Source organism: Acutalibacter sp. 1XD8-33, assembly GCF_003612555.1.
Lineage (GTDB): Bacteria > Bacillota > Clostridia > Oscillospirales > Acutalibacteraceae > Acutalibacter.
On record NZ_RAZF01000025.1, the window covers coordinates 14,961 to 36,426 of the forward strand.

Here is a 21,466-nt window from a genome sequence, read left to right on the forward strand (position 1 = left end):
TCAACCTGGGATTCCCTCTGTCAACGAATCCGGACCAACGCATAAAATCAGCCCATGAAAATACACATTCCGCTGCCAGATGATTATGCCCTTATGAGCCCGGCCGGGACCTGGACCTCCCCGTGCTATTCTTCCGCCTACCTATAGAAGCTGCCAGCAGCCCCGCCAGCAGGAACTCTCCCACGCCCCCGCACAGCAGCATGGTGGAAATATCCCCGGTCTCCTTTTGACTCAGAGCTTCCGCAAGGCTCTCTGCCCCGCCGTCAAAAACCAGGGCGGCAGGTTCCCCATTCAAGGCCTGGGGCGCCACCTGGCCGTTTCCCAGCGTGGACACAAAGGTAAGGGTTCCCTTCATCCCAGCTCCCTTTAGGGTATAGCGCCGGTTATTGTCCCGGTTGCCTCTTCCTTCCGGGTAATAATACCCGTCGTCCATGCTTTCTCGCGCTTCCTCCATGCAGGTCTCCTCCAGGCTGACCTCTTTCTGAGGAAAAAGCCCGCATCTGGCAAGATCCGCCAGGGGAACGCCGTAGACAAAAATGGACGAGGCTGCCGCTTTGCGGGATTCATCCGCCTGCTGCCACCCTCCGGGTATGGGCAGGATGCTGTCCTCATCGAACAGGAATATGCCGTCCTCATATACTTCCCCGTTGTAAACTAGAGCCGCGTACTCCCCTGATAGGATGCCAAAAGGGTCCCCGGCAGGGCCGGAGGCGGTATAGGGAGCCTCCTCCACCAGATAGACCTCTGGTTCTCCCTGCAAAGCCGCCTCAAACTCTTCCTGGGAGAGGACTGCGGGATAGGTTTTCAAAGCATCGGCCTTCTGCCGCTCCCGGGTCAGGTTTACGGCAAGTACCGCCGCCATAAGGCCGATAATCACCAACTCCTTCTTTCTCAGCCTGTTACGCTGCTTATCCACAATATTGTCCATAACAAAAAACTCCTTCAGATGTTTTTTTCGATTATAGCGGCTCGGGCAGGGAAATGCAAGCCGCCGCCCATTGACTTTCTCTAAAGAACAAAAGCCGGAGATTTTGGGGTTTTACCTATCTTTTAGTTTCAGCAACACTTATGATGCATTGGTCTTATTTCGTTGACTTAGCATAAATCGCTATGCTAAAATTTGCATAAAATCCCCCCAAAACGCCCATTGAATTTCTCTGGGAATATGTTTGGACGGGAACCTATTGTGAGGAGGATTCATCCATGACGCGCAAACACTTTATCCCCATTCTCTTGGCGGTTCTGATGCTTCTGACGGCACTTCCGCCGGCCGCCTTGGCGGCGGAGCCGGGCAGCTCTGAAGGACAGGCCGGTCTAGCCCTTCTGCAAAGCCTGTTGCCGGAGGAAGGCCTGGAGGAAATCGAAATTACCAGCCAGATGGAGGCGATAGAGAAATATGCGGCCCAGCCCGCCTGCGACTGGACCATCTGCCTGTACGTCTGCGGAACGGATCTGGAAGAAAGGGGGAGCTTTGCCACCCAGAACATCCTGCAGATGATCGAGGCGGATATCCCCGAAAACGTGAAACTGCTGGTGATGACCGGCGGCACCCGCCAGTGGGACCCAGAGGACCTGGGGGCCGGGACGCCCGCCTATAAAAAGCCCTCCAACGTCAGCACGCAGCTATATGAGATAACAGACAAAGAAATGGTGCTGGTGAAGGACTATCAGAGGAACATGAACATGGGCGACCCCAAGACCCTGGGGGCTTTCCTGGAGGACTGCCTGAGTTTGGCTCCGGCGGAGCGAATGATGCTGAGCTTCTGGAACCACGGCGGCGGACCCCTGATGGGCGTGGCCCTGGACGGCTATACCGGGGATATCCTGAGCCTTGCGGAGCTGGACGCGGCGCTGCGTGGCCTGCAAACCGCCCGGGGGGGGGTGAAAAGCTGGAGCTGCTAGGCTTTGACGCCTGTCTGATGAACAACCTGGAGACCGCCTATGTGTTCTCTCCCTACTGCGATTATATGGTGGCCTCGGAGCAGACCGAGCCCGCCCCCGGCTGGGACTACCAGTGGCTGAACGCCCTGGAGGAGGAGTATTCCGATGGGGACGAGACCTCCACCCTGGAGGCGGATGACCTGGGCCGGGTGATTGTGGATACCTACGCGGGCAACATGAATGAGGAGAGCGAGTGGAGCCAGGTCAACGACGAAACTCTGGCCCTGGTCGACCTCTCGCGCATGGAGGATTTGGCCGCCGCCTTTAACGAGATGGCTTTTGAGCTGAACCTTTTGGTGCATAACGATCAGCTTTTCGCCAAGGTCTCCCGGATGTCGGAGAAGGTGCAGCATATGATGGACGACTACGGACTTTTGGATCTGTACGACTTTGCCAACGGCCTTTTGCCCTACGTGCCCGCCGCCCAGGGGGTGCTGGACGTGCTGGGGACCTCTCCCGGCACAGAGCCGGAGGACTATGTGGGCGAGGTAGGCGGCGAGAACCCGGCGGTGGTCTACCGGGGCACGGGCGCCAGCCACGACCGCTGCCTAGGGATGGCCTTCTTCTATCCCACCAGCAAAACCGCCTTAGGCACCACCAGCGCCGAACAGCTTTTGAACTGCGTCTCCCTCTACCGGACCTTTGGCCTCAGCGATTACTACACCTCCTACCTGATCAGCGTTCTGCTCAGGGCCGGCCAGCTGCGCTCCTTTGTGGGCGGTATGTCCACAGAATACGATCCGGAGGCCGGACACTATGTCCTTCAGATAGCGGATCTGGACGACGCGTTTTCACTGAAATCTATGGAGTTCGTCATGACAAGGTCAAAGCCGGTCAGCACAGGCTGGAAGGTGAAGTTGCCCTGGGGGGAATAGGTGCGTGTAGACCCCCCCTCCCCGGGGGAGACGATGGTGTAGCCCATGATATAGAAGGTTGATTCCGGCACACTGGCCATCCGCAAGGCCGTAATGACGCAGAGCTCCTCTTCCCCTTCGATATAGGCAGGTACTGCCAGCACCTCATAAGGCCCCTGGCTCTGGAGCTCCGCTGAGACAAGCTGCCCGTTCAGGGTATACCAGAAGCCGTCAAACTGTTCGGTAAAGCGGCCGGCATCCCAGTCCTCCGCCGCGGTGGTGGAGCCCAGAAGATAGGTCTCGCCCAGTTTTCCGCCTTCAAACTTTGTATAGGTATTGCACGAAAAGGCCCTGGCGCTGGCAAAGGAGAAGAATCCCCAGGCCACGAGAGCCGCCTGCTACAGCGTGAAGTTCCTGGAGCAGGCGGCCGGCGGGGGAGAGATCCGCTCCATCCCCATCGCGGAGGACGGAACGGTGATTCTCAAGCTCCAACTCAGCGGCAAGGCCGCCCCCGATACCTTCCAGGTGTACCGTTACGGCCCGGACGGCAGCGGCTTTACCCAGGTGGAAGTGCTCCCCATCATAAGTGAGGGGGATAAAAGCTATCTGCTGTTTGAGACCGACGCGTTCGGGTATTTCTCCGTCATCTCCGCCCCAGGGGCCAGCGGGGCCTTCTCCGACGTGCCCAAGGGAGAGTGGTACTACGAGGCGGTGGAGTACGTCCGGAAGAACCAGCTTATGAGCGGCGTGGGCGGCGGCAGGTTCCAGCCACAGGATACGCTCACCCGGGCCCAGTTCGCCCAGATCGTCTATCAGGCCCAGGGAATGCCCAAAGCCTCCAAGGCCGGATTCACGGACGTGAAGCCCGGTGCCTGGTACTACGACGCGGTGTGCTATACGGCGGAGACGGGCATCACCGGCGGCTATGGGGACGGCAGGTTCGGCCCCGGGGACCCCATCACCTGGGAACAGATGGCCGTCATGCTCTGGCGCTGGGAAAAAATCAACAACAAGAATTTGAAAGACCCCAACCTGGCCTTGGATTTCCCGGATGCGGCACAGGTCAGCGAGTACGCCCAAACAGCCATGCGCTGGGCCGTGGAGCAGGGAATCCTCCACGGGAAAAACGGCAGGCTCGATCCAAAAGGCTATGCCAAGCGGAGCGAGACCGCACAGATTATGATGAACTATTTTGAGGGGAGATAGAAGATAGCTGTTTCGACAAATGAAGCCCAGGAGAGGGCATAACATGAGAAAAGTTTTCAGCGCTTTCCTGGGCATACTTGTAATGATGGCCTCTGTGCTTGTATTTACGATTTTGGGGAGCTGGCTGTAAACGACTATAAAACGACCCCTTGCTTACCTCACCGCCGCTTGGTATGGCGGTAGCACGGAAAACGCGGAGGTTGCCGCGCAGTATTGCCGGGCGGTTTACGATGCGGGTTTTGCTCCATCTGTCCGGCCCAGTTCCTGCCCCTTTTCCTCAACGACGCGGTTCCCGAGGAGCATAAGAACAGCATCGACATTGGGCGCGACCTGCTCCGGCGCTCCCGGATGCTGGTGGTGTGCGGGCATACCGTCACCGAGTCCATGAAAAACGACATCGCCGTGGCCCAGCGGCTGGGCATCACCGCCACCACCCTTGAGGGCATTTTGACCGTCAAGGGCTAGGGCCGCCGCTGACGTGGCCGCGCTGTTCGAGGCGTACATCACCAACCTGGGGAAATATAACGAGGGCGAGCTGGTGGGGGAAATACTGAAATTCCCCACCAGTCCCCAGGCGGTGGAGGCGCTGTTAAAAAATATCGGCGTGGACGGTATACGCTACGAGGAATTTTTTATCACCCGCTTTGATGGCGATGTGTTGGAGCTCAATGACTATCTGGGCGAGTATGAAAATCTGGACGAGCTGAACCATCTGGCCTGCCTGCTCTTGGAGCTCCCCCAAGGTGAGATCGAAAAATTCGAGGCTGCGCTCCATATCGGGACGCATACCTCCAACGTGGCGGATATCGTCAACCTTGCGGAAAATCTGGACAGCTTTGAATTTTACCCGGATATGGAAAAGCGAGGACGATTTGGGCCGCTACTATGCGGAGGACTTGCCGATCTCCGCTGAGCTGAAAGACTACTTTGACTATGAGGCATACGGGCTTGACCGTATAGAGCGGAGGATGGGCGCAGGGTTCCGGCAAGTGTTCAGGTCAATAACGGTTGACAACGGAAGCGAATTTCAGGATTGCGCCGGAATGGAGCGGTCAAAGCGGGCGCGGAAGCCCCGCACAAAGAGTTATTATTGCCACCCGTATTCTGCATACGAACGGGGAAGCAATGAGCACATGAACCGCATTATCCGGCGTTTCTTCCCAAAAGGACAAGCTTTGATGAAGTGACGGCGGCGAAGGTTGCGGAAGTAGAAGAGTGGCTGGCGAACTACCCGCAGCGGATACCGGGATGGGTAATGCCGTAAATGCCTTTCGAGCGGTACATAACATAGCCCCCGAATAACTGAACATAAAGGAAGCAGAACCAGAAGCGAGAAGAACGCTCGGTTTGGTTTTCTGTTGTCTTTTTGCACAAAAGCGGGGATTCCGAACGCGCCGGAACCCCCGCTTTTCATAAGTCGGGAAAATTTTTTAAACTTTTTTGTAATTTAATCTTGACTTTTGGCGTAGAAAATGGCAAAGACGCGTACGACCGCTTGTGTGAACAGGGACCCTAGGGTATGCAAATATGGTGCCGCCGACCGGGCTCGAACCGGTATGGTATTGCTACCGAGGGATTTTAAGTCCCTTGCGTCTGCCAATTCCGCCACGGCGGCTTAGTGAAAGGCAACAACGATTTAATGATATACATTTTACCATGCCGGATAAAAAAAATCAAGTATGGGCATTCCGAAATCTCTACAAAATTTTTCTGAAAACATAAGCGAAAATATTTGCTTTCACAGAGAAAGTATAGTATACTATAATCCAGAAGGGGTGCGCCCCAATTTTTATGAAGGAGTATGCTTTATGTATTATCTAGGAATTGACTTGGGCGGCACGAATATTGCCGTCGGAATTGTAAATGAGGCGTGTGAGATTATCGCTAAGGCCACCTCGTCTACTGCTACGGACAACGCGGAGCAGATTGCCGATGCTATGGCCGCGACGGCCCGGCAGGCTTTGGAAAAGGCCGGGGCCACTTTGGCGGATGTGCCGTGGATCGGACTGGGATCTCCAGGCACGGTGAACAAGGCCACTGGCATCATCGAGTATGCCAACAATCTGCCCTTCCGGAACACTCCCATGCAGAAGATGCTGTCCGAGCGTCTGGACGGCAAGCCTGTCTACATGGAAAATGACGCTAACGCGGCGGCTTTCGGCGAATACATGGCCGGAGCTTTAAAGGGAGCAAAAGACGCCATCGCCATTACCTTGGGCACAGGAGTAGGGGGCGGCGTGATTATCGAGGGCAAGATCTATTCCGGCAGCAATTTTGCCGGCGCTGAGTTGGGGCATATGGTCATCGTGGCGGACGGTTGGCCGTGCACCTGCGGACGCCTGGGCTGCTGGGAGTCTTACGCCTCTGCCACCGGGCTGATTAAGGCCACCAAGATCCATATGGAAAAGGCTCCCAAGGATTCCCCTCTGTGGACTATTGTGGGCGGGGATATCAATAAGGTCAACGGTCGCACTGCCTTTGACGCCATGCGCCAGGGAGATCCAGTGGGCAAGGAGATCGTGGACGAGTATGTGAAATATCTGAGCGTGGGCCTGATCAATATCATCAACATTTTCCAGCCTGATATTCTGTGCGTTGGCGGCGGCGTGGGCAACGAGGGTGAGAGCCTGCTGGCGCCGGTGCGGGTGATCGTGGAGAAGGAGCAGTATGGCCACAACCCCGATGCCACCACGAAGATCTGCAAGGCTCAGCTGGGCAACGACGCGGGCATTATTGGCGCGGCCATGCTAGGGAAAGAAGGCTGAAATATGGGTATCGAAGTCAGACATTTTGGAATATTGCCCGATGGACGGGAGGCAAAGGCCTATACCCTGGTCCGGGAGGGAATGAAAGCGGTTGTCACAGACTATGGATGCCGCATTCTGGAACTGTGGGTAAACGACCGAGATGGCAAACCCGGGAATGTGGTGCTGGGCCACCGGACCCTAGAGGAGTATCTGGGCGTCGATTTCCACGGCACTGCTGTGGGCCGCTTTGGCAACCGCATTGGAGGGGCCCGGTTCACCCTGGACGGCCAGGAGTACATTTTGGTGAAGAACGATGGGGAGAACTCCCTCCACGGCGGGCCTGGGGGATTCCATCAGGCTCTGTGGCAGGCGGGCTTCCAGGACGGTGCCGAGCCGGAAATCACATTTACCTTGGAGAGCCCCGATGGTGAGGAGGGCTTTCCCGGGAACTTGAGCGTCAGTGTCACCTATACCCTCACCCAGGAGGGAGCTCTGGAGATCTGCTACCGGGCGAAGAGTGACAAAAAGACGCCCTTTAACCCCACAAATCACAGCTTCTTCAATCTTTCCGGAGATCCAGGAAAGGATATCCTGGGAACCATACTCACCATCAATGCGCAGAGGGTGACTGCGGTTTCCGATGATTTGATCCCCACCGGCGAGCTGGTTCATGTGGAGGGGAGCCCTTTGGATTTCCGCAGCCCAAAGCCTTTGGGGCAGGATATGTTCGCCAAGGATCATTTGATTCAGCTGTGTGGCGGCTTTGATCATAATTTTTGCACAGAGGGCAGCGGCTACCGGAAGATTGCCGAGGCCTGCGACCCGGACAGTGGCCGGGTTATGGAGGTATTTACGGACATGCCCGGCGTGCAGCTCTACACCTTTAACCGTGCGCCCCAGGGTGTTTTAGGCACAGACGGCCAGCCGATGAAGCCCCATTCCGCCTTCTGCCTGGAGACGCAGTTCTACCCGGATACGGTCCACCATGAGAATTTCCCCGGAGGCTACTTGGAAAAGGATGTGGAGTTTGAGAGCCGGACGGCCTACCAATTCTCCGCAAAATGAGAGGAAAGAAGGAGGCTTTTGGCAGAAAACTTGCCTGAGCCTCCTTTCTGACGTTATTCGGCAATCAACTGGAGACCAGTATTTTCAAGTTTTGGTTGGCCTGCCTGTAGGTGCGAGCCAACCCTGATGTATAAAAATCGAGCAATTTATATATTTGGTGCTTCTGAAGTTGTTTGATTATGGGAGGAAAATCTATGAATTTGGAAAAATCCTGTGGGGCCGTTATCTGCCGGGAGGACGGCGACTTCCCCCGGGTATTGGTAATCCGCCACCAGAACGGCGGGCACTGGGCCTTTCCCAAGGGGCATGTGGAAAAGGGGGAGAGCGAGGAGGAAACTGCTCTTCGGGAGATCCGGGAGGAAACGGGGCTTAAAGTAAAGATGGACACAGGCTTCCGACAGACGGTGACCTTTTCCCCCAAGCCCCAGGTGATGAAAGACGTAGTCTATTTCGGGGCCAAGCCCACCGGCGGAACGTTGAAACGTCAAGAAGAGGAGGTCCTGGAGGCCCGCTGGGCCACGTTTGGAGAGGCTTTGGAGCTGGTGACCTTTGAGAACGACAGGACCGTATTGCGGGAGTTCATCGCTTACTATGAAAGATAGCGAACAGAGTTAACTTATACTTTTTGATAGTGATACGGTATGGGGGAACGGCACACCGCACCAAGTAAAGCAAAATATGCTTTGTGAACTCTCCCACGCCTTGCCAGGGGCTAGGCCGTGTCACCTGCCGTCGGAGTCCGCACAGTATTATTCCACAAAAGCAAAGCAATCCCCCTGAAAAGCGCCTACTCCTCAGGGGGATTGCTTTGCTTTTTACGATAAGGCCGGCTGATTGGCCAGGGCCTCTGCGCAGTGGATGCCGTCCACCACGGCGGTGGAGCATTTCATTCCGTTCTGGCCTATGCTGAGAGAAGCCCTGGACGCGAACCGGTGGATTGCGGCCCGGAGGATATGTTCCCTGGCTTCGGCGGGAGATCCGGGTTATGGAGGGGCTTCAACAGAAAGCCAGTCCATATTCAAGAATAAGGGAGAGGTTATCCCCCTTCGTATCCTTTTATGCAGTTCTCACTATTTTCATATTGGCGTAGCCTGGAGTATCAAATGTACTGGCTCTAACAGCTATTCGAGAAAAATAAGGTGTAACTGTTACAAACGCATACACATTCACAGCACAATTGTTCTTATATGAAATACTTTGATTTGTAGCTGCATCAGCAAACCCAACATTTACATGAGAAAGACCAGCCGTATAAAAAGCGCTTGCACAAAGTTCTTACATCATATAGTTAACGCAGTCCAAAAGAGGCAGAATGCCTCTTTTGGACTGCGTTAACTATAATAGACCAATGTCATCACTGTATTCGCGGCAGACAGACCGCTTTTCAGCATCTCCGCCGCACACGAAGCGCTCTCAATGCTCGGAGTTGACAGCTTGGGCATCTCATTTTCAGATACTTCTGTTTCATCATAATTCTCGTATGCCGAATCAGAAGGAACCTCCCATCCAGGGAACAGCTCACTGAATTTGGGTTCTATCTGAAAGGTCTGATCAGCGAGATTAACACTATAGCCCACACACACGCCTTTTGCCAAATCGTTGCTCCAGCTGTAGCTATAAATTATTTCCTTACGGGCATTCAGAATCTTCTCTTTCATTTCTGGCGTGGCCAGATCAGCATTCGAATAAGCCAGACTCCGAACTTCAGGATTTACCTTAACAGATTGCGCTTCTATTCCATTTTCGGCCTCAGTCAGCCCTTTCTGCAAAAAAGTCTGCCGAATGATCTCCGCCTGGGTGTCATAATCAAGACTGCTTATATCCAATCGCTGCATTTTTTCGACAATTTCTATCTGCGCTTCATTCATCTGCTGACGCGCTGCTTCTGTTTCCCCGCTATCAGAAGCAGCAGAAGCTGTCATAGTCAGAAGCACCGCAAACAGTGCCGCCGTAAGAGCCACAAGAATCTTTTTCAACAGAGTCACTTCCTTTCAGAATTTTTTACCAGAAAGCATTTTGTAAACGTTTCCCTCCTTTCTATCTATTATTTGCTTTCTATGATATGTATCATATCATATATGCATATCCATGCCAATAGAGATTTGGCGCGATTATTTCATGTTTTTTGGCTATTTTTCACCATTGCAAGCATTTCCGCGACCCGGATCCCGTCCACCGCGGCGGAGACGATCCCCCCGGCGTAACCCGCGCCCTCCCCGCAGGGGTACAGTCCCCGGAGTCCCGGCGACTGCATGGTCTCGTCCCGGAGCAGCCGCACCGGGGAGGAGCTTCGGGTTTCCGGCGCGGTGAGCACGCCGTCCCCGCCGTCGAAGCCCTGGAGCTGCCGCCCCAGAACAGGCAGGGCCCGGCGCAGGGATTCGCTCACAAAGCCGGGCAGGCACTGGGAGACGTCACCAGGGGCCACGCCGGGCTGGTAGGTAGGCAGTACGCCGCCAAAGCCAACGGAGGGCCTTCCCGCCAGAAAATCCGCCACCCGCTGGGCGGGAGCCAAAAAGCCGCCTCCCCCATAAGAAAAAGCCGCCCCCTCGATCCGCCGCTGGAACTCCACCCCTGCCAGGGGGCCCTCCCCGCCGAAGTCCTCCGGGCCCACCCCCACCAGCAGAGCTGCGTTGCTGTTCACGCCGTCCCGTGCCCAGGGGCTCATGCCATTGGTGACCACGCCCCCGGGCTCCGAGGCCGCGCCCGTCACCGTGCCCCCCGGGCACATGCAGAAGGTGTAGACCCCCCGGCCGTTTTCCAGGCGGCAGCTGAGCTTGTAGTCTGCCGCCCCCAGAGCGGGATGCCCCGCGAAGGCCCCGTACTGGGCCCGGTCGATCACTGCCGCCGGCTGCTCGATGCGCACCCCCACGGAGAAGGCCTTAGGGGCCATAGGCAGGCCCAGATCCAGCAGATACTGGAACACGTCCCGGGCGCTGTGGCCCACGGCCAGAATCACCTGGTGGCAGGGAATCTCCTCTCGGCCGGAGGGTGTTTCCGCCTGGATCCCGGTGACCTGGCCGTTGGCCGCGCGCAGACCGGTGAGCCGGGTGGAGAAGCGCACCTCCCCGCCCAGGGCAATGATCTGCTCCCGGATCTTGGCTACCACGCTGGGAAGCCGGTCTGTGCCAATGTGGGGCTTGCCGTCGGTGAGGATTTCCGGGGGCGCTCCGGCGGAGACCAGCTCCTCCAGCACCTTGCGGATCCGGCCGTCGGCGGTGCCTGTGGTGAGCTTGCCGTCGGAAAAGGCCCCGGCCCCTCCCTCGCCGAACTGCACGTTGCACTCCGGGTCCAGCCGCCTGTGCTCCCAGAACTCCCGGACCTTTTTGGCCCGCTCCTCCACCGGCAGGCCCCGCTCCAGGATGATGGGCCGCTGGCCGCACTGAGCCAGAATCAGCCCGGCGAACATCCCCGCCGGCCCGAAGCCCACCACCACCGGGCGCTGGCAAAGGGGCGGAAACTGGGGCGGCTGGTAGCGGTAGGGCTTTGCGGGCAGCACGTCCCCGCTCCGGGCCCGGGAGACAAGCCGGGCCTCGTCCCCGTCCACCTGGACCTCCGCCGCGCAGACGAAATGCACCCGGTCCTTTTTCCGGGCGTCCACGGATTTTTTCGCCAGGGCGACCTGAGTGAGGGCGCTCTCCGGCAGCTTCAGCTTTCTGGCGGCGGCGGACCGCAGGTCCTCCTGGGTGAAGCCCAGCTCCAGCCGCAGCCCATTCACTCGGATCATGCTTTCGCCTCCCATTCCTTCTGAATGGCCAGCCCCGCCGTGAACCCGGTGGCCCAGGCCCAGTGGAGGTTATAGCCCCCACAGTCTCCGTCCAGGTCCAGCAGTTCCCCAGTGAGGTACAGCCCCGGACAGATCCGAGATTCCATGGTTTCCAGGTCCACCTCTTCCAGAGGCACGCCCCCGGCGGTACACTGGGCCTGCTCCCAGCTAAGGGGGCCCGAAACCGGGATGGGAACGGCCTTCGCCCAGCCGGCGGCCCGGTCCAGCTCTTGGGGACTCAGCCGGACCAGGGGGCGATCCGGGTCCCATCCCATCCAATGAACCAGCTCCCAGCCCAGCCGCAGGTTCAGCGCGCCGGAGAAGAGCTCTCCTGCCGGACGGCCTGGATGGGCCTCTGCCAGGGCCTGGAGATACCCGCGCAGCTCCTCCCGGCTGAACTGCTCCAGAAGGTCCAGGCGCAGCTCCAGGCCCTCCGCGCCCAGCTCCCGCAGCCGGGCGGATAGGTTCATCACGCAGATGCCGGAGACCGAGCCGTCCCCGAAGATCACCTCGCCGCTCTCGGCGCAGAGCTCCCGGCCCTTTTGGAAGAGCGCCACCCGGGCCCGGCACCGGATCCCCTTGAGGGGCCGGGTGAACTTTTTCGGCGCTTGGAGCCCTGTGAGGGAGGGGGAGAGGGGGGTGACCGTGTGACCCAGGGACCGGGCCAGCCCATAGCCGGAGCCGGTGGAATGCTTGGGCGAGGCCTTGCCCCCGCAGGCCAGGACGCACCGCCGGGCAAAGCGCTCCCCACCGGCGCTTTTCACCAGGAAGCCGCCCTTCACCGGGAGAATGCGCTCCACCGGGCGGCCGCACTCCAGGGAGACGCCCTGTTCCCGGCAGGCGGAGAGAAGGGCCTCCGCCACTGCCGCCGCCTGGAGGCTGTGGGGGTAGACCCGGCCCTCGGCGTCTGCCCGGGTGAGCAGACCCAGACGCAGAAAGGCCCGCCGCACACGGGCGGCCGGCCAGGCGTTTAAAAATGGTGCGGCGGAGCGGACATCCCCGTGGTAATGATCCATGGCAATGGATTCGTTGGTTAGGTTGCACCGGCCGTTGCCGGTGGCTAGCAGCTTTCTGCCGGGCTTCCCATTACCCTCCAGCGCCAGGATACCGCCGGGAACCCCCGCCGCGCCCAGAGCCGCCGCCAGCCCGGAGGCTCCGGCCCCCACAACAGCCGCGCCCAGCCCTCTCACAGGACCAACCCCAGCAGGCCGTAAGACACCACGCACATGATGATATCCGCCGTCAGGGTGCCTAAGGCCACGGAGAGCATGGCGGACTTGAAGTCCATCTTCATCAGCGCCGCCGCTAGGGAGCCAGTCCACGCGCCGGTGCCAGGCAGGGGGATGGCCACGAAGATCAGCAGCCCCAGCGTTTTATACCGGTTGATCTTGTCGAACTTGCTGCGGCCCTTGGCCTCCATGCGGTCCACCAGCTTCACAAAGCGGGTGTTGCGCATCCAGCTGAAGATTTTGTTGATGAACAGCAGGATGAAGGGGGTGGGGATCAGGGTGCCCACAAGACAGATGAAAAAGGCGGGAAGCATCTGCAGGTCCAGGAGCTTGGAGGCCAGAATGCCGCCTCGAAGCTCGATGATGGGCATGAGGGACAGGAGAAACACGGTGAGCTCGGCGGGAATGGTCTGGCTGAAAAATTGGACGAGGACTTCGACAATATGCTCCATAATTTTGACTTCCTTTTTTGTAATGAAAAGTATATTTTGGGGGGAGTGGACATTCTGGCCTCTGGCGGCCAGGGTGAAACCTCAGCCGCCGGAAGCTACACTTTTATACTCGATTGACTCCTATGGAATTTCTTTCATTCAATATAGTCCATATAGCCGCCCAGCATAGGAGGCGCGGCGTTTCTGGTGAAAAGCCCCAGCGCTCCGGTCTCGTACCGGGGCGCTTTTTCCCGCCAGTTTTCCCGCCGCCGGGCCAGGATCCCGTCGATCTCCTCCGGCGTGCGGGGCTCCCCGGCGATGCCGCAGATCCGCAGCACCCGGCCGGGAATGTCCACCTCAATGAGATCCCCCTCCTCCACCAGGGCGATGGGGCCTCCCGCGGCGGCCTCCGGAGAGACATGCCCGATGGCGGGGCCCTTGCTGGCGCCGGAGAAGCGGCCGTCTGTGATCAGGGCGATGGAGGCGGAGAGGGCCGGGTCGGAGGAGATGGCCTCCGTGGTGTAGAACATCTCCGGCATACCGCTGCCCCTGGGCCCCTCGTAGCGGATGATCACCGCGTCGCCGGGGCGGATCTCCCCGTGGAGAATGGCGGCGATGGCGTCCTCCTCCCGGTCGAAGGGTTGGGCGTGAAGCACGGCCTGATGCATCTCCTTGGGAACGGCGCTGTGCTTCACCACGGCGCCCTGGGGGGCCAGATTGCCCTTGAGCACCGCCACGGTGCCGTCGCTGCCGATGGGGGAGGCGAACTCCCGGATCACGTCCCTGCGGGTGAGCCCGAACTGTTCCAGCTGGGCCTCCCGGCGGGCATAGTAGCCGGAGGCCTTCAGGTCCTCCAGGTTTTCCCCCAGGGTTTTCCCGGTGACGGTCATGGCGTCCAGATGGAGCATGGACTTGATCTCCTCCATCACCCGGGGCACGCCCCCCGCGTAGCTGAAGAATTCTCCCGGCCAGCGGCCCGCCGGGCGCACGTCCAGAAGATACCGGGCCCCCCGGTGGATCCGGTCGAAGGAGTCCCCGTCCAGCTCGATGCCGAACTCCCTGGCAATGGCGGGCAGGTGGAGCAGGGTGTTGGTGGAGCCGGAGATAGCCGCGTGGACCATCACCGCGTTCTCGAAGCTCTTGTCGGTCACCATCTGCCGGGCGGTCAGGCCCTCCCGGGCCATCTGGGCGGCCCGGCGTCCCGCCAGCACGGCGGTTTCCGGGAGCTCCGGGGAGGTGGCGAGGAGCAGGGCCGTGCCGGGGAGCATCAGCCCCAGGGCCTCGGCCATGATCTGCATGGTGGAGGCGGTCCCCATGAAGGAGCAGGCCCCGCAGGAGGGGCAGGCGTGGTGTTTGTAGTAGGTGAACTGCTCCTCGGTGATCTCCCCCCGCTGGGCCATGGCGCTATACATGCCGATCTGCTCCAGGGTGAGCAAGTCCGGACCCGCAGCCATCACCCCGCCAGTGACCACAATGGAGGGCATATCGATGCGGCCGATGGCCATCAGCTGGGCGGGCACGGATTTGTCGCAGCTGGAGATGAACACCCCCGCGTCGAAGGTGGTGGCCTTGGCGTGGATCTCGATGAGGTTGGCGATGGTGTCCCGGGAGACCAGGGAGTAGTTCCCGCCGTCGTGGCCCTGGGACATGCCGTCGCAGATATCCGTGGCGAAGTACTGGGCGGCCTTGCAGCCGTTTTTGTCGATCTCCGCCGCGGCCTTCTGGGAGAGCTCCAGCAGATGGGCGCTGCCGGGGTGGCTCTGGCCGTAGGTGCTCTCCACCAGGACCTGGGGCTTTTCCAGGTCCTCCACGGTCCAGCCCATGCCCATGCGCAGGGGGTCCATTTCCGGGGCGATCTTCCGCACTTCTTGGCTTTTCAACATGATCTTTCCTCCAAATCCTTGAGAAATCGGGTGAATACCTGGGGGTAGCTGGATTCCATCTCCTCCAGGCTGGGCCGGGCCCAGGCGGGAAAACTCTCCCTCCGGCAGGCGTGGATGAGGGTGACCAGGGGGGAGACCACCTGATCCACCCGCCGCTCCCAGGGGTCCACAGGGCCGTATTCCTCCAGAAAGGCCCGCCCGGCCTCCGGGCCCAGGGAGGCGCACACATTCCGCACGTCCCCGTAGGCGTACCCCCGGCCCATAAGGTTGTAGTCGTACATCAGGGCGGAGGAGCCGTCCCGGGCCACGGCCAGATTGGTGTAGTAGAAGTCATTGTACACCAGGGTGGGGGAGAGGGCCTTCAGGGCCGAGAGCACGGCGGGCAGGGCGCTCTTCAGGCGGGACCAGATGGGCAGCCCCCCGGAGCCGGTCCGCTCTTGAACCAGGGCCAGGGCCTCCGGGGTCAGGCAGGCGGCCTCGTTGTAAAGGGCCGCGTCCGGGCAGCGGTGCAGGTACTCCCGGCCCGCCTGATGCAGGCGCGTATACCATCGGGCCAGCAGCCGGGCAACAGCCGGGTCCTCCAGATCCTCCGGAACCCCCAGGCGCAGGGCGGGGCTCTCCTCCAGATCCTCCAGGAGGAGAGAGGCTGCGGTGGCCCCCATGAGCCGGAGGGTGGGCACGCCCAGCTCCCCCAGCAGCCGGTAGCGCTGGATTTCCCGGCGAAAGCCCGGCTCCTCAAAGTGCTTCAGAACCCAGCGCTTTCCCTGGGAATCCGTCACCTGGACCACGGTGACGCCGTCCTTGGAGCGGATGGGGCGCAGCTCCCCGCAAGCGACGCCCATCTCTTTGAGCTCGGCCAGAAGCGGATCCATAGAGCCCTCCTATGCCTTGGTGGCGGCGGTGACGGCCTTGGGCCCCTTGGGCTTGATATCCCCGGCGGCGGTGAGGGCCATCTTGGTGAGGGTGGGGCCCACCAGCTCATAGACCAGCACGCCGAAGAGCACAATGCTGCGGATGGTGGAGCCGATCTCCCCCAGAGCGCCCACCTGAGAGGCCATCCCTAGAGCCACGCCGGCCTGGGGCAGCAGGGTGATGCCCAGGTATTTCTGGATCTCCGGGGAGCAGTGGGCGGCCCGGCTGCTGGCCAGGGACCCGAAGTACTTGCCCAGGGACCGGGCCAGGATGTACACCACGCCGATGCCCACCACCGCCAGATCGGTGAACACGTCTAGGTGGAGCTCCGCGCCGCTGAGCACGAAGAACAGGGTGAGCAGGGGCGCGGACCATTTGTCCGCCCGGCCCATCAGGTCCTCGGAGTTGGGGCAGGTATTGCAGAAAACTGTGCCCATCATCATGCACACCAGCAGGGAAGAGAACTTCACGTGGAAGCCCCCCACCTCAAAAGAGAGCATGGACAGGGCTACGGCCAGCACCACAAACCCGGCGATCATGGCAACGCGGTTGCGGTTGGAGAGGAACCAACGCTCCATAAAGGTGAGCACCCAGCCCAACAGAGCGCCCAGAATCAGGGAGAGGACGATCTCCAGCAGGGGCTCCACGGCGATGGAGGCGATGTTGGCGCTGTTGGACTCCATGGCCTGGGCCGCGCCGAAGGAGATGGCGAAGATCACCAGGCCCACGGCGTCGTCCAGGGCCACCACAGGCAGCAGGATGTCCGTGACGGGCCCCTTGGCCTTGTACTGGCGGACCACCATCAGAGTGGCGGCGGGAGCGGTGGCGGCGGCGATGGCCCCCAGGGTCACTGCGGCGGAGACGGGCAGCTTGTCCCCCAGGAAGAGATGCAGGAGGAGCAGGGCGGCGTCCACGGCCAGAGTGGCGGTGAGGGCCTGGAAGATGCCCACGATGACGGCGGCGCGGCCGGTGCTGCGCAGGGAGGACAGGCGGAACTCGCTACCGATGGCAAAGGCGATGAAGCCCAGGGCCACGTCACAGATGGGCTGCAGGGTGTCCACCAACTCAAAAGAGGCAAAGCCGACGCCGGGGAGTCCCAGCCGACCAATGAGGCAGGGGCCCAGCAGGACCCCCGCGATCAGGTAGGAGGTGACGTCGGGCAGATGGAAGCGCTTGAACAGGCGGGTCATCATAAGCCCCGCCACCAGCGCGATAGAAATGCACAGAAGTACGATCATAAAATTCCCCTCTTTTTTCCAGAAAACATGATATAGTTGATTCACTTGAAACCGGCCTTTTTAGAAGCCGTACCAATAGGCGTTTGTATTCCCCTTTCCGGCAAATTCAGCCGGGAAACGACGTTGTGAAAACTTACCAATCGTCAGATTGCTTCTCCCCACTGCATTTGCTCGAAAATCGTATACTTTTTGAGAGATCGTGTGCGCAGCCACTTGTCTCTCAGAAAGTATGTTTACTATAACACAAATCCTATCGGTACAGCTTCTTAAAACAAACTCTAAACAAAAAGCCTTACCTATCTTACTCGTAAATGAAGGATTTGTCAACCGGCGTATGCCCTCTTAATATAATGCGCGTGATTTTTCGAGAAGCCTGGGAGCCGCCCTGCTCTAAAAGACGCGGGGGAGTGTTGACTTGCTTTTCGCGTTTTGCTACAATATATATAATCGTAAACGAGCTTGAAAACTGGGATAAATACCAATTTTCAAGCCAGGCGGCTCAGGAGGCGGTAAGAGATGAATTTAGCGGCGATTGGCAGCAACTGCGTGGATTATTACCAGAACCTGCGGGGCGGCCTGCCCTGCCCAGGGGGAGGGCCTGTGAATATGGCGGTCTATACGCTGCGGCTGGGGGGAACGTCCTCTTATATAGGCCCAGTGGGGGACGATTCCTACGGCGCTCTCCTGCGGGAGTCCATGGCCGCCAAAGGCGTGGATGTGTCCCACCTGCATGTGCTTCCCGGGGCCACGGCGGTTTCCCAGGTAGAGATCCGGGATGGCGAACGCATTTTCGGGGATTACGACGAGGGCGTTCTGGCGCGCTACACCCTCTCTCCGGAGGATGTGGATTTTATCTGCGCCCACGACATTGTGGTCTGTGATTTATGGGGCAAGGTAGAGGGCTTTTTCCCAGAGTTCCGCTCTCGGGGGCTTCCCACCGCTTTCGATGGGGCGGTCCGTCCGGACGACCCTGCCGCCCAGAGGGCTCTCCCTTATACCGACTATTTTTTCTTTTCCTCTGAGTCCGGCGATACCCCGGCCTTGCGCAGCCAGCTCCGGCGCTATCACGCCCAGGGCCCCAGGCTGGTGACGGCCATGCTTGGGGAGCGGGGCAGCCTCTGCTTTGACGGCACGGATTTCCACCCCTTCGGCATTGTCCCCTGCGCCCGGGTGGTGGATTCCATGGGGGCGGGGGACAGCTATATCGCCGGGTTCCTCGCGGGCATCACCGCCGGGGCGTCCATCGAAAAAGCCATGGAGATGGGGGCTGCGGCCGCCACGGAAACCCTGGGCTATTTCGGCGCCTGGTTATAGTTAACGCAGTTCAAAAGAGGTAAGATACCTAGAGGTAGAGTACCTCTTTTGAACCAGGCGGGGAGGCCGTGACCTCCTCAGCCGCCCAGCTTGAAAATGGGTATATACCGATTTTCAAGTGTGTTTACTATAACACAAATCCTATCGGTACAGCTTCTTAAAAGCGCGCGTACAATTTTTGCGCGGCGCTGTCTAAAATCAACGTAAAAAGGAGTGGAAAGCATGGAATATACACCGGCTGCCTGGACTGAACCCCAAGGCCCTTGCCTGCGCCGTTTTGACGAACAGGGGGATTTGGACAGCGTAAACGGCGCGTTGGCTTTGCGGCCCCAGATTGAGGAGATCATCGACCGGATCTGGGACGAGGGCTTTGACCGAATCTTTTTTATGGGCATCGGCGGCACCTATGCCTCCGCCATGCAGGCCGAGGTCTATATGCGCGGGCGCTCCGGGCTGGATGTCTTTGCGGAAAACGCCGCGGAGTATCTTACCACGGGCAACCGCCGTCTGACAGAGCGTTCTATCGTCATTTATTCCAGTGTGTCCGGCAATACGCCGGAGATGGTGGACATGGTAAAGAAAGTCAAGGCGAAGGGAGCCCGAGTGTTGGCGTTCATCGATACTCCCGGTTCGGCTCTCACCCAGCCGGGTCAGTGGGATTATCTGGTGGTGTATCCCAAAAATGAGCAGCTGAAATTCTACATGACGGCCCACTATCTGATGTATAAAAACGGCGAGTTTCCCCAGTACGGCCGCTATAATCAGGAGATGGAGGCCTCTCTGGCCCAGGGGCTGGTGGAGATCGAAAAAGCGGCCGACGGCTGGGCCTATGAATACGCGAAGAGCAAGGCGGCGTTTCTCAAGGCCCATCCGGACTTGCCCCACTATTTCATTGGGGCGGGAAATCAGTGGGGGGCCGCCTACTCCTATGCCATGTGCTACTGGGAGGAACAGCTTTGGATACGCACCAAGTCCATTTCCTGCGGGGAGTTTTTCCATGGAATGCAGGAAATCATTACGGCGGACACGCCGGTCACGCTGTTCATGGGAGAGGACGAGCAGCGGCCCCTGGCGGAGCGGGTGGCGCGGTTTTTGCCAAGAGTCTGCGGGAATTACACTGTGATAGACACCAAAGAGCTGCCCTTGCCCAGCGTTTCGCCGGAGTTTCGGGGCAGTGTGTCCCATCTGATGATGCATGCAATAAACAACCGGGTGGACGCCTATCTGGAGCTTTTCCTGCGGCATCCTCTGTCCATCCGGCGGTATTACCGGCAGTTCGATTATTGAACCGGCCCAGGTGCTCGGGCGGCCTATGGCTTTGTTCCCACAGAAAGAAATCCCCCAGGCTCCCCCGGGGGATTTCTTTTGTGATTAACTATATTATTCCAGCTGTTCCCTCCACTTCCGCCATTCAGAGGACCCATTGATTTCGTCCATCAGGCCCTTGAGCTCGCTGCCAGCGGCAAAAACCGCCATTTCCTTCGTGACGAAGAGGATTTCCCCGCTGTCCTTCCGGAATAAGCAGAAGAGAAGCGGCCCGCCCGCCGGATCCGATCCCCACACCAGACAGTAGGGCCAGAGAGGGGACGCCGGGTCCTTTGCCTGATGCTCCAGCGTGTCGAAAAGCTCATACTGGAATTTCCTCTCATTTCCCGCCGTGCCGGTCAGCGTGCCCCGTATATTGGCGGCGTGATACCACTGGCCCAAGTGGATGGGAACGAGCCAATCCGCGCCCAGGTTATAGGTGAGGGTGGCCTTTATGGGCTCCCGCCCGCTGTCGGTTACCATGGTGCATTGGAATTCCACCGTCTCCATCCAGAAATTCGCTATAAGGAGAAACACTGCCAGCACCAGTGCCAGGGCGCAGACACCTCCGATGAGCCATTTTCTCTTTTTCATCCACAAAGCTCCCTTTTCTATATATATTTATTATACCATAAGAAAAAACATTTGTCTATGATTTTTGAGGCCGAGAGGGCGTCAATTTTTTTGAAGTGTTGGAAGGCCTTCGGGCGCACGCAGCTGGCACATTCTTCATCCAGGGGAGCTTTTTATTCAGTTGCAAAAGAGTTTCATCTCGTTACACGAGATGAACTCTCCGCCCCCTCTTAAGAGTTTTGCTTTGCAAAACTCGGACAGTTAATCGAGTGAAACGAAGATTAACTGTTATTCACACCCGCAAAAATTGCGCTTCTCAGGCGTCTAGGCCCCTTGCGGGGTGTGGGGGTGAGCGTTCTGCCGGATACTTGGCAAAGCCAAGTATTGCAGACAACGCTGCGAACCGACCGAGCCGGCAGGCGAGACAGCCCCACGACCTTGCCCCAAAAATTTCCGGATTTTGTAACGTTTCGAGCTTTTCCCCGTCATATTGTCGAGAAAGGAGGTGATCCCGTGCCCAAGTTCGATGAGGTCTACGCGGAATATTTCGACGTGGTCTATAGCTATGCCCTCCGGCTCTCCCACGACCCGGCCCTGGCGGAGGAGGTCACCCAGGAGGCCTTCTTCAAGGCCCTGAAGAAAATCGACGGCTTTCGGGGGGAGTGCCAGCTGCGGGTCTGGCTCTGCCAGATCGCCAAGAATACCTACTATAGCCTGCTGGAAAAGCGCCGCCGGTCCGCCCCGGCCCCGGAGGAGAGCTGGCCGGACCCCGCCGCTTTCGAGGACCGCTTCGCCGACCGGGAGACCGCCCTGGCCGCCCACCGGGAGCTCCACGCCCTGGAAGAGCCCTACCGGGAGGTATTCTGGCTGCGGGTGTTCGGGGAGCTGAATTTCGGGCAGATCGCCGGGCTCTTCGGCAAGAGCGAGAGCTGGGCCAGGGTCACCTACCACCGGGCAAAAATGAAGCTGAAGGAACGGCTGGACGAGAAGGGGTATTAGGGTCTG

General features: G+C 59.1%; 20 protein-coding genes, 1 tRNA gene and 2 pseudogenes. 12 read left to right on the forward strand and 11 right to left on the reverse strand.

The features are described 5' to 3' along the window. Window positions 1-91: 91 nt before the first annotated feature. Window positions 92-928 (reverse strand): hypothetical protein, encoded by an 837-nt coding sequence (locus D7X94_RS13485; RefSeq protein WP_120428196.1) that lies wholly within the window; start codon window positions 926-928, stop codon window positions 92-94. A 275-nt stretch (window positions 929-1,203) separates the two neighbouring features. Here D7X94_RS13485 and D7X94_RS19555 point away from each other — a divergent pair, with 275 nt between their 5' ends. Both D7X94_RS19555 and D7X94_RS13495 read left to right on the forward strand, forming a co-directional pair. After that, a complete protein-coding gene (locus D7X94_RS19555) occupies window positions 1,204-1,902 on the forward strand; it encodes a clostripain-related cysteine peptidase (RefSeq protein ID WP_120428197.1) in 699 nt (232 codons plus the stop codon). 17 nt (window positions 1,903-1,919) lie between these two features. After that, complete coding sequence (locus D7X94_RS13495) at window positions 1,920-2,816, forward strand: clostripain-related cysteine peptidase (RefSeq protein ID WP_120428198.1); 897 nt, start codon at window positions 1,920-1,922, stop codon at window positions 2,814-2,816. Here the strand turns inward: D7X94_RS13495 and D7X94_RS18210 are convergent. Beyond that, window positions 2,705-3,181 (reverse strand): hypothetical protein, encoded by a 477-nt coding sequence (locus D7X94_RS18210; RefSeq protein WP_147401737.1) that lies wholly within the window; start codon window positions 3,179-3,181, stop codon window positions 2,705-2,707. The two genes, D7X94_RS13495 and D7X94_RS18210, sit on opposite strands and share 112 nt — an antisense overlap. A 19-nt stretch (window positions 3,182-3,200) precedes the next feature. Between D7X94_RS18210 and D7X94_RS13500 the strand changes: the two genes are divergently transcribed. The 4 genes and pseudogenes from D7X94_RS13500 to D7X94_RS19895 form a co-directional block, all read left to right on the forward strand. Then, window positions 3,201-4,001 carry an S-layer homology domain-containing protein gene (locus D7X94_RS13500; protein WP_158591029.1) on the forward strand — a complete coding sequence of 267 codons (801 nt, stop codon included), beginning with the start codon at window positions 3,201-3,203 and terminating at the stop codon, window positions 3,999-4,001. A 136-nt stretch (window positions 4,002-4,137) separates the two neighbouring features. Next, a pseudogene (locus D7X94_RS13505) lies at window positions 4,138-4,466 on the forward strand (DUF7768 domain-containing protein). Window positions 4,467-4,479: 13 nt separating this feature from the next. Further along, window positions 4,480-4,914, forward strand: a complete 435-nt coding sequence (locus D7X94_RS13510) for an antirestriction protein ArdA (RefSeq protein ID WP_442857913.1) — start codon at window positions 4,480-4,482, stop codon at window positions 4,912-4,914. Between the two features lie 31 nt (window positions 4,915-4,945). Beyond that, window positions 4,946-5,265, forward strand: a pseudogene (locus D7X94_RS19895) (IS30 family transposase); the annotation flags it as partial. Between the two features lie 264 nt (window positions 5,266-5,529). Here the strand turns inward: D7X94_RS19895 and D7X94_RS13515 are convergent. Then, window positions 5,530-5,616, reverse strand: a tRNA-Leu gene (locus tag D7X94_RS13515). 193 nt (window positions 5,617-5,809) lie between these two features. Between D7X94_RS13515 and D7X94_RS13520 the strand changes: the two genes are divergently transcribed. From D7X94_RS13520 to D7X94_RS13530, 3 genes are all read left to right on the forward strand, one after another. Further along, window positions 5,810-6,766: an ROK family protein gene (locus D7X94_RS13520; RefSeq protein ID WP_120428200.1), complete on the forward strand. Its 957-nt coding sequence runs from the start codon at window positions 5,810-5,812 to the stop codon at window positions 6,764-6,766. Window positions 6,767-6,769: 3 nt separating this feature from the next. Continuing rightward, a complete protein-coding gene (locus tag D7X94_RS13525) occupies window positions 6,770-7,813 on the forward strand; it encodes an aldose epimerase family protein (RefSeq protein ID WP_120428201.1) in 1,044 nt (347 codons plus the stop codon). 194 nt (window positions 7,814-8,007) lie between these two features. Next, on the forward strand, window positions 8,008-8,415 hold the full coding sequence (locus D7X94_RS13530; protein WP_120428202.1) for a bis(5'-nucleosyl)-tetraphosphatase: 408 nt from the start codon (window positions 8,008-8,010) through the stop codon (window positions 8,413-8,415). A 729-nt stretch (window positions 8,416-9,144) separates the two neighbouring features. Here D7X94_RS13530 and D7X94_RS13535 read toward each other — a convergent pair. The 7 genes from D7X94_RS13535 to D7X94_RS13565 form a co-directional block, all read right to left on the reverse strand. Continuing rightward, window positions 9,145-9,789, reverse strand: a complete 645-nt coding sequence (locus D7X94_RS13535) for a hypothetical protein (protein WP_120428203.1) — start codon at window positions 9,787-9,789, stop codon at window positions 9,145-9,147. A gap of 140 nt (window positions 9,790-9,929) precedes the next feature. Then, window positions 9,930-11,537 carry an NAD(P)/FAD-dependent oxidoreductase gene (locus D7X94_RS13540; protein WP_120428204.1) on the reverse strand — a complete coding sequence of 536 codons (1,608 nt, stop codon included), beginning with the start codon at window positions 11,535-11,537 and terminating at the stop codon, window positions 9,930-9,932. Beyond that, window positions 11,534-12,766, reverse strand: coding sequence for an NAD(P)/FAD-dependent oxidoreductase (locus D7X94_RS13545; RefSeq protein ID WP_158591030.1), 1,233 nt, complete (start codon window positions 12,764-12,766; stop codon window positions 11,534-11,536). Before D7X94_RS13545 ends, D7X94_RS13540 begins: the two co-directional genes overlap by 4 nt. Then, on the reverse strand, window positions 12,763-13,257 hold the full coding sequence (locus D7X94_RS13550) for a COG2426 family protein (RefSeq protein WP_120428206.1): 495 nt from the start codon (window positions 13,255-13,257) through the stop codon (window positions 12,763-12,765). Before D7X94_RS13550 ends, D7X94_RS13545 begins: the two co-directional genes overlap by 4 nt. A gap of 134 nt (window positions 13,258-13,391) precedes the next feature. Beyond that, window positions 13,392-15,116 carry a dihydroxy-acid dehydratase gene (ilvD, locus tag D7X94_RS13555; RefSeq protein WP_442857914.1) on the reverse strand — a complete coding sequence of 575 codons (1,725 nt, stop codon included), beginning with the start codon at window positions 15,114-15,116 and terminating at the stop codon, window positions 13,392-13,394. Beyond that, window positions 15,113-15,991: a phosphotransferase gene (locus D7X94_RS13560; protein WP_120428208.1), complete on the reverse strand. Its 879-nt coding sequence runs from the start codon at window positions 15,989-15,991 to the stop codon at window positions 15,113-15,115. The genes ilvD and D7X94_RS13560 overlap by 4 nt, the downstream gene beginning before the upstream one ends. Before the next feature lie 9 nt (window positions 15,992-16,000). Then, complete coding sequence (locus D7X94_RS13565) at window positions 16,001-17,269, reverse strand: cation:proton antiporter (protein ID WP_120428209.1); 1,269 nt, start codon at window positions 17,267-17,269, stop codon at window positions 16,001-16,003. Window positions 17,270-17,785: 516 nt separating this feature from the next. Between D7X94_RS13565 and frlD the strand changes: the two genes are divergently transcribed. Continuing rightward, the gene (frlD, locus tag D7X94_RS13570; protein WP_120428210.1) at window positions 17,786-18,583 is read left to right on the forward strand and encodes a fructoselysine 6-kinase; all 798 of its coding nucleotides are present in this window, start codon (window positions 17,786-17,788) and stop codon (window positions 18,581-18,583) included. 222 nt (window positions 18,584-18,805) lie between these two features. Next, window positions 18,806-19,870, forward strand: coding sequence for an SIS domain-containing protein (locus tag D7X94_RS13575; protein WP_120428211.1), 1,065 nt, complete (start codon window positions 18,806-18,808; stop codon window positions 19,868-19,870). A gap of 93 nt (window positions 19,871-19,963) precedes the next feature. On the opposite strand, the gene D7X94_RS13580 is transcribed toward D7X94_RS13575, so the two are convergent. Continuing rightward, window positions 19,964-20,482: a hypothetical protein gene (locus D7X94_RS13580; protein ID WP_120428212.1), complete on the reverse strand. Its 519-nt coding sequence runs from the start codon at window positions 20,480-20,482 to the stop codon at window positions 19,964-19,966. A gap of 492 nt (window positions 20,483-20,974) precedes the next feature. On the opposite strand from D7X94_RS13580, the gene D7X94_RS13585 reads away from it, so the two are divergent. Further along, on the forward strand, window positions 20,975-21,460 hold the full coding sequence (locus D7X94_RS13585; protein ID WP_120428213.1) for an RNA polymerase sigma factor: 486 nt from the start codon (window positions 20,975-20,977) through the stop codon (window positions 21,458-21,460). Window positions 21,461-21,466: the final 6 nt, after the last annotated feature.

Coding starts and splice junctions, on each gene's coding strand:
- D7X94_RS13565 (WP_120428209.1), bottom strand. CDS start 17,269: ATGATCGTACTTCTGTGCATTTCTATCGCGCTGGTGGCGGGGCTTATG.
- D7X94_RS13520 (WP_120428200.1), top strand. CDS start 5,810: ATGTATTATCTAGGAATTGACTTGGGCGGCACGAATATTGCCGTCGGA.
- D7X94_RS13530 (WP_120428202.1), top strand. CDS start 8,008: ATGAATTTGGAAAAATCCTGTGGGGCCGTTATCTGCCGGGAGGACGGC.
- D7X94_RS13495 (WP_120428198.1), top strand. CDS start 1,920: ATGAACAACCTGGAGACCGCCTATGTGTTCTCTCCCTACTGCGATTAT.
- D7X94_RS13485 (WP_120428196.1), bottom strand. CDS start 928: ATGGACAATATTGTGGATAAGCAGCGTAACAGGCTGAGAAAGAAGGAG.
- D7X94_RS13550 (WP_120428206.1), bottom strand. CDS start 13,257: ATGGAGCATATTGTCGAAGTCCTCGTCCAATTTTTCAGCCAGACCATT.
- D7X94_RS13580 (WP_120428212.1), bottom strand. CDS start 20,482: ATGAAAAAGAGAAAATGGCTCATCGGAGGTGTCTGCGCCCTGGCACTG.
- D7X94_RS19555 (WP_120428197.1), top strand. CDS start 1,204: ATGACGCGCAAACACTTTATCCCCATTCTCTTGGCGGTTCTGATGCTT.
- D7X94_RS13525 (WP_120428201.1), top strand. CDS start 6,770: ATGGGTATCGAAGTCAGACATTTTGGAATATTGCCCGATGGACGGGAG.
- D7X94_RS13575 (WP_120428211.1), top strand. CDS start 18,806: ATGGAATATACACCGGCTGCCTGGACTGAACCCCAAGGCCCTTGCCTG.
- D7X94_RS13540 (WP_120428204.1), bottom strand. CDS start 11,537: ATGATCCGAGTGAATGGGCTGCGGCTGGAGCTGGGCTTCACCCAGGAG.
- D7X94_RS13560 (WP_120428208.1), bottom strand. CDS start 15,991: ATGGATCCGCTTCTGGCCGAGCTCAAAGAGATGGGCGTCGCTTGCGGG.
- frlD (WP_120428210.1), top strand. CDS start 17,786: ATGAATTTAGCGGCGATTGGCAGCAACTGCGTGGATTATTACCAGAAC.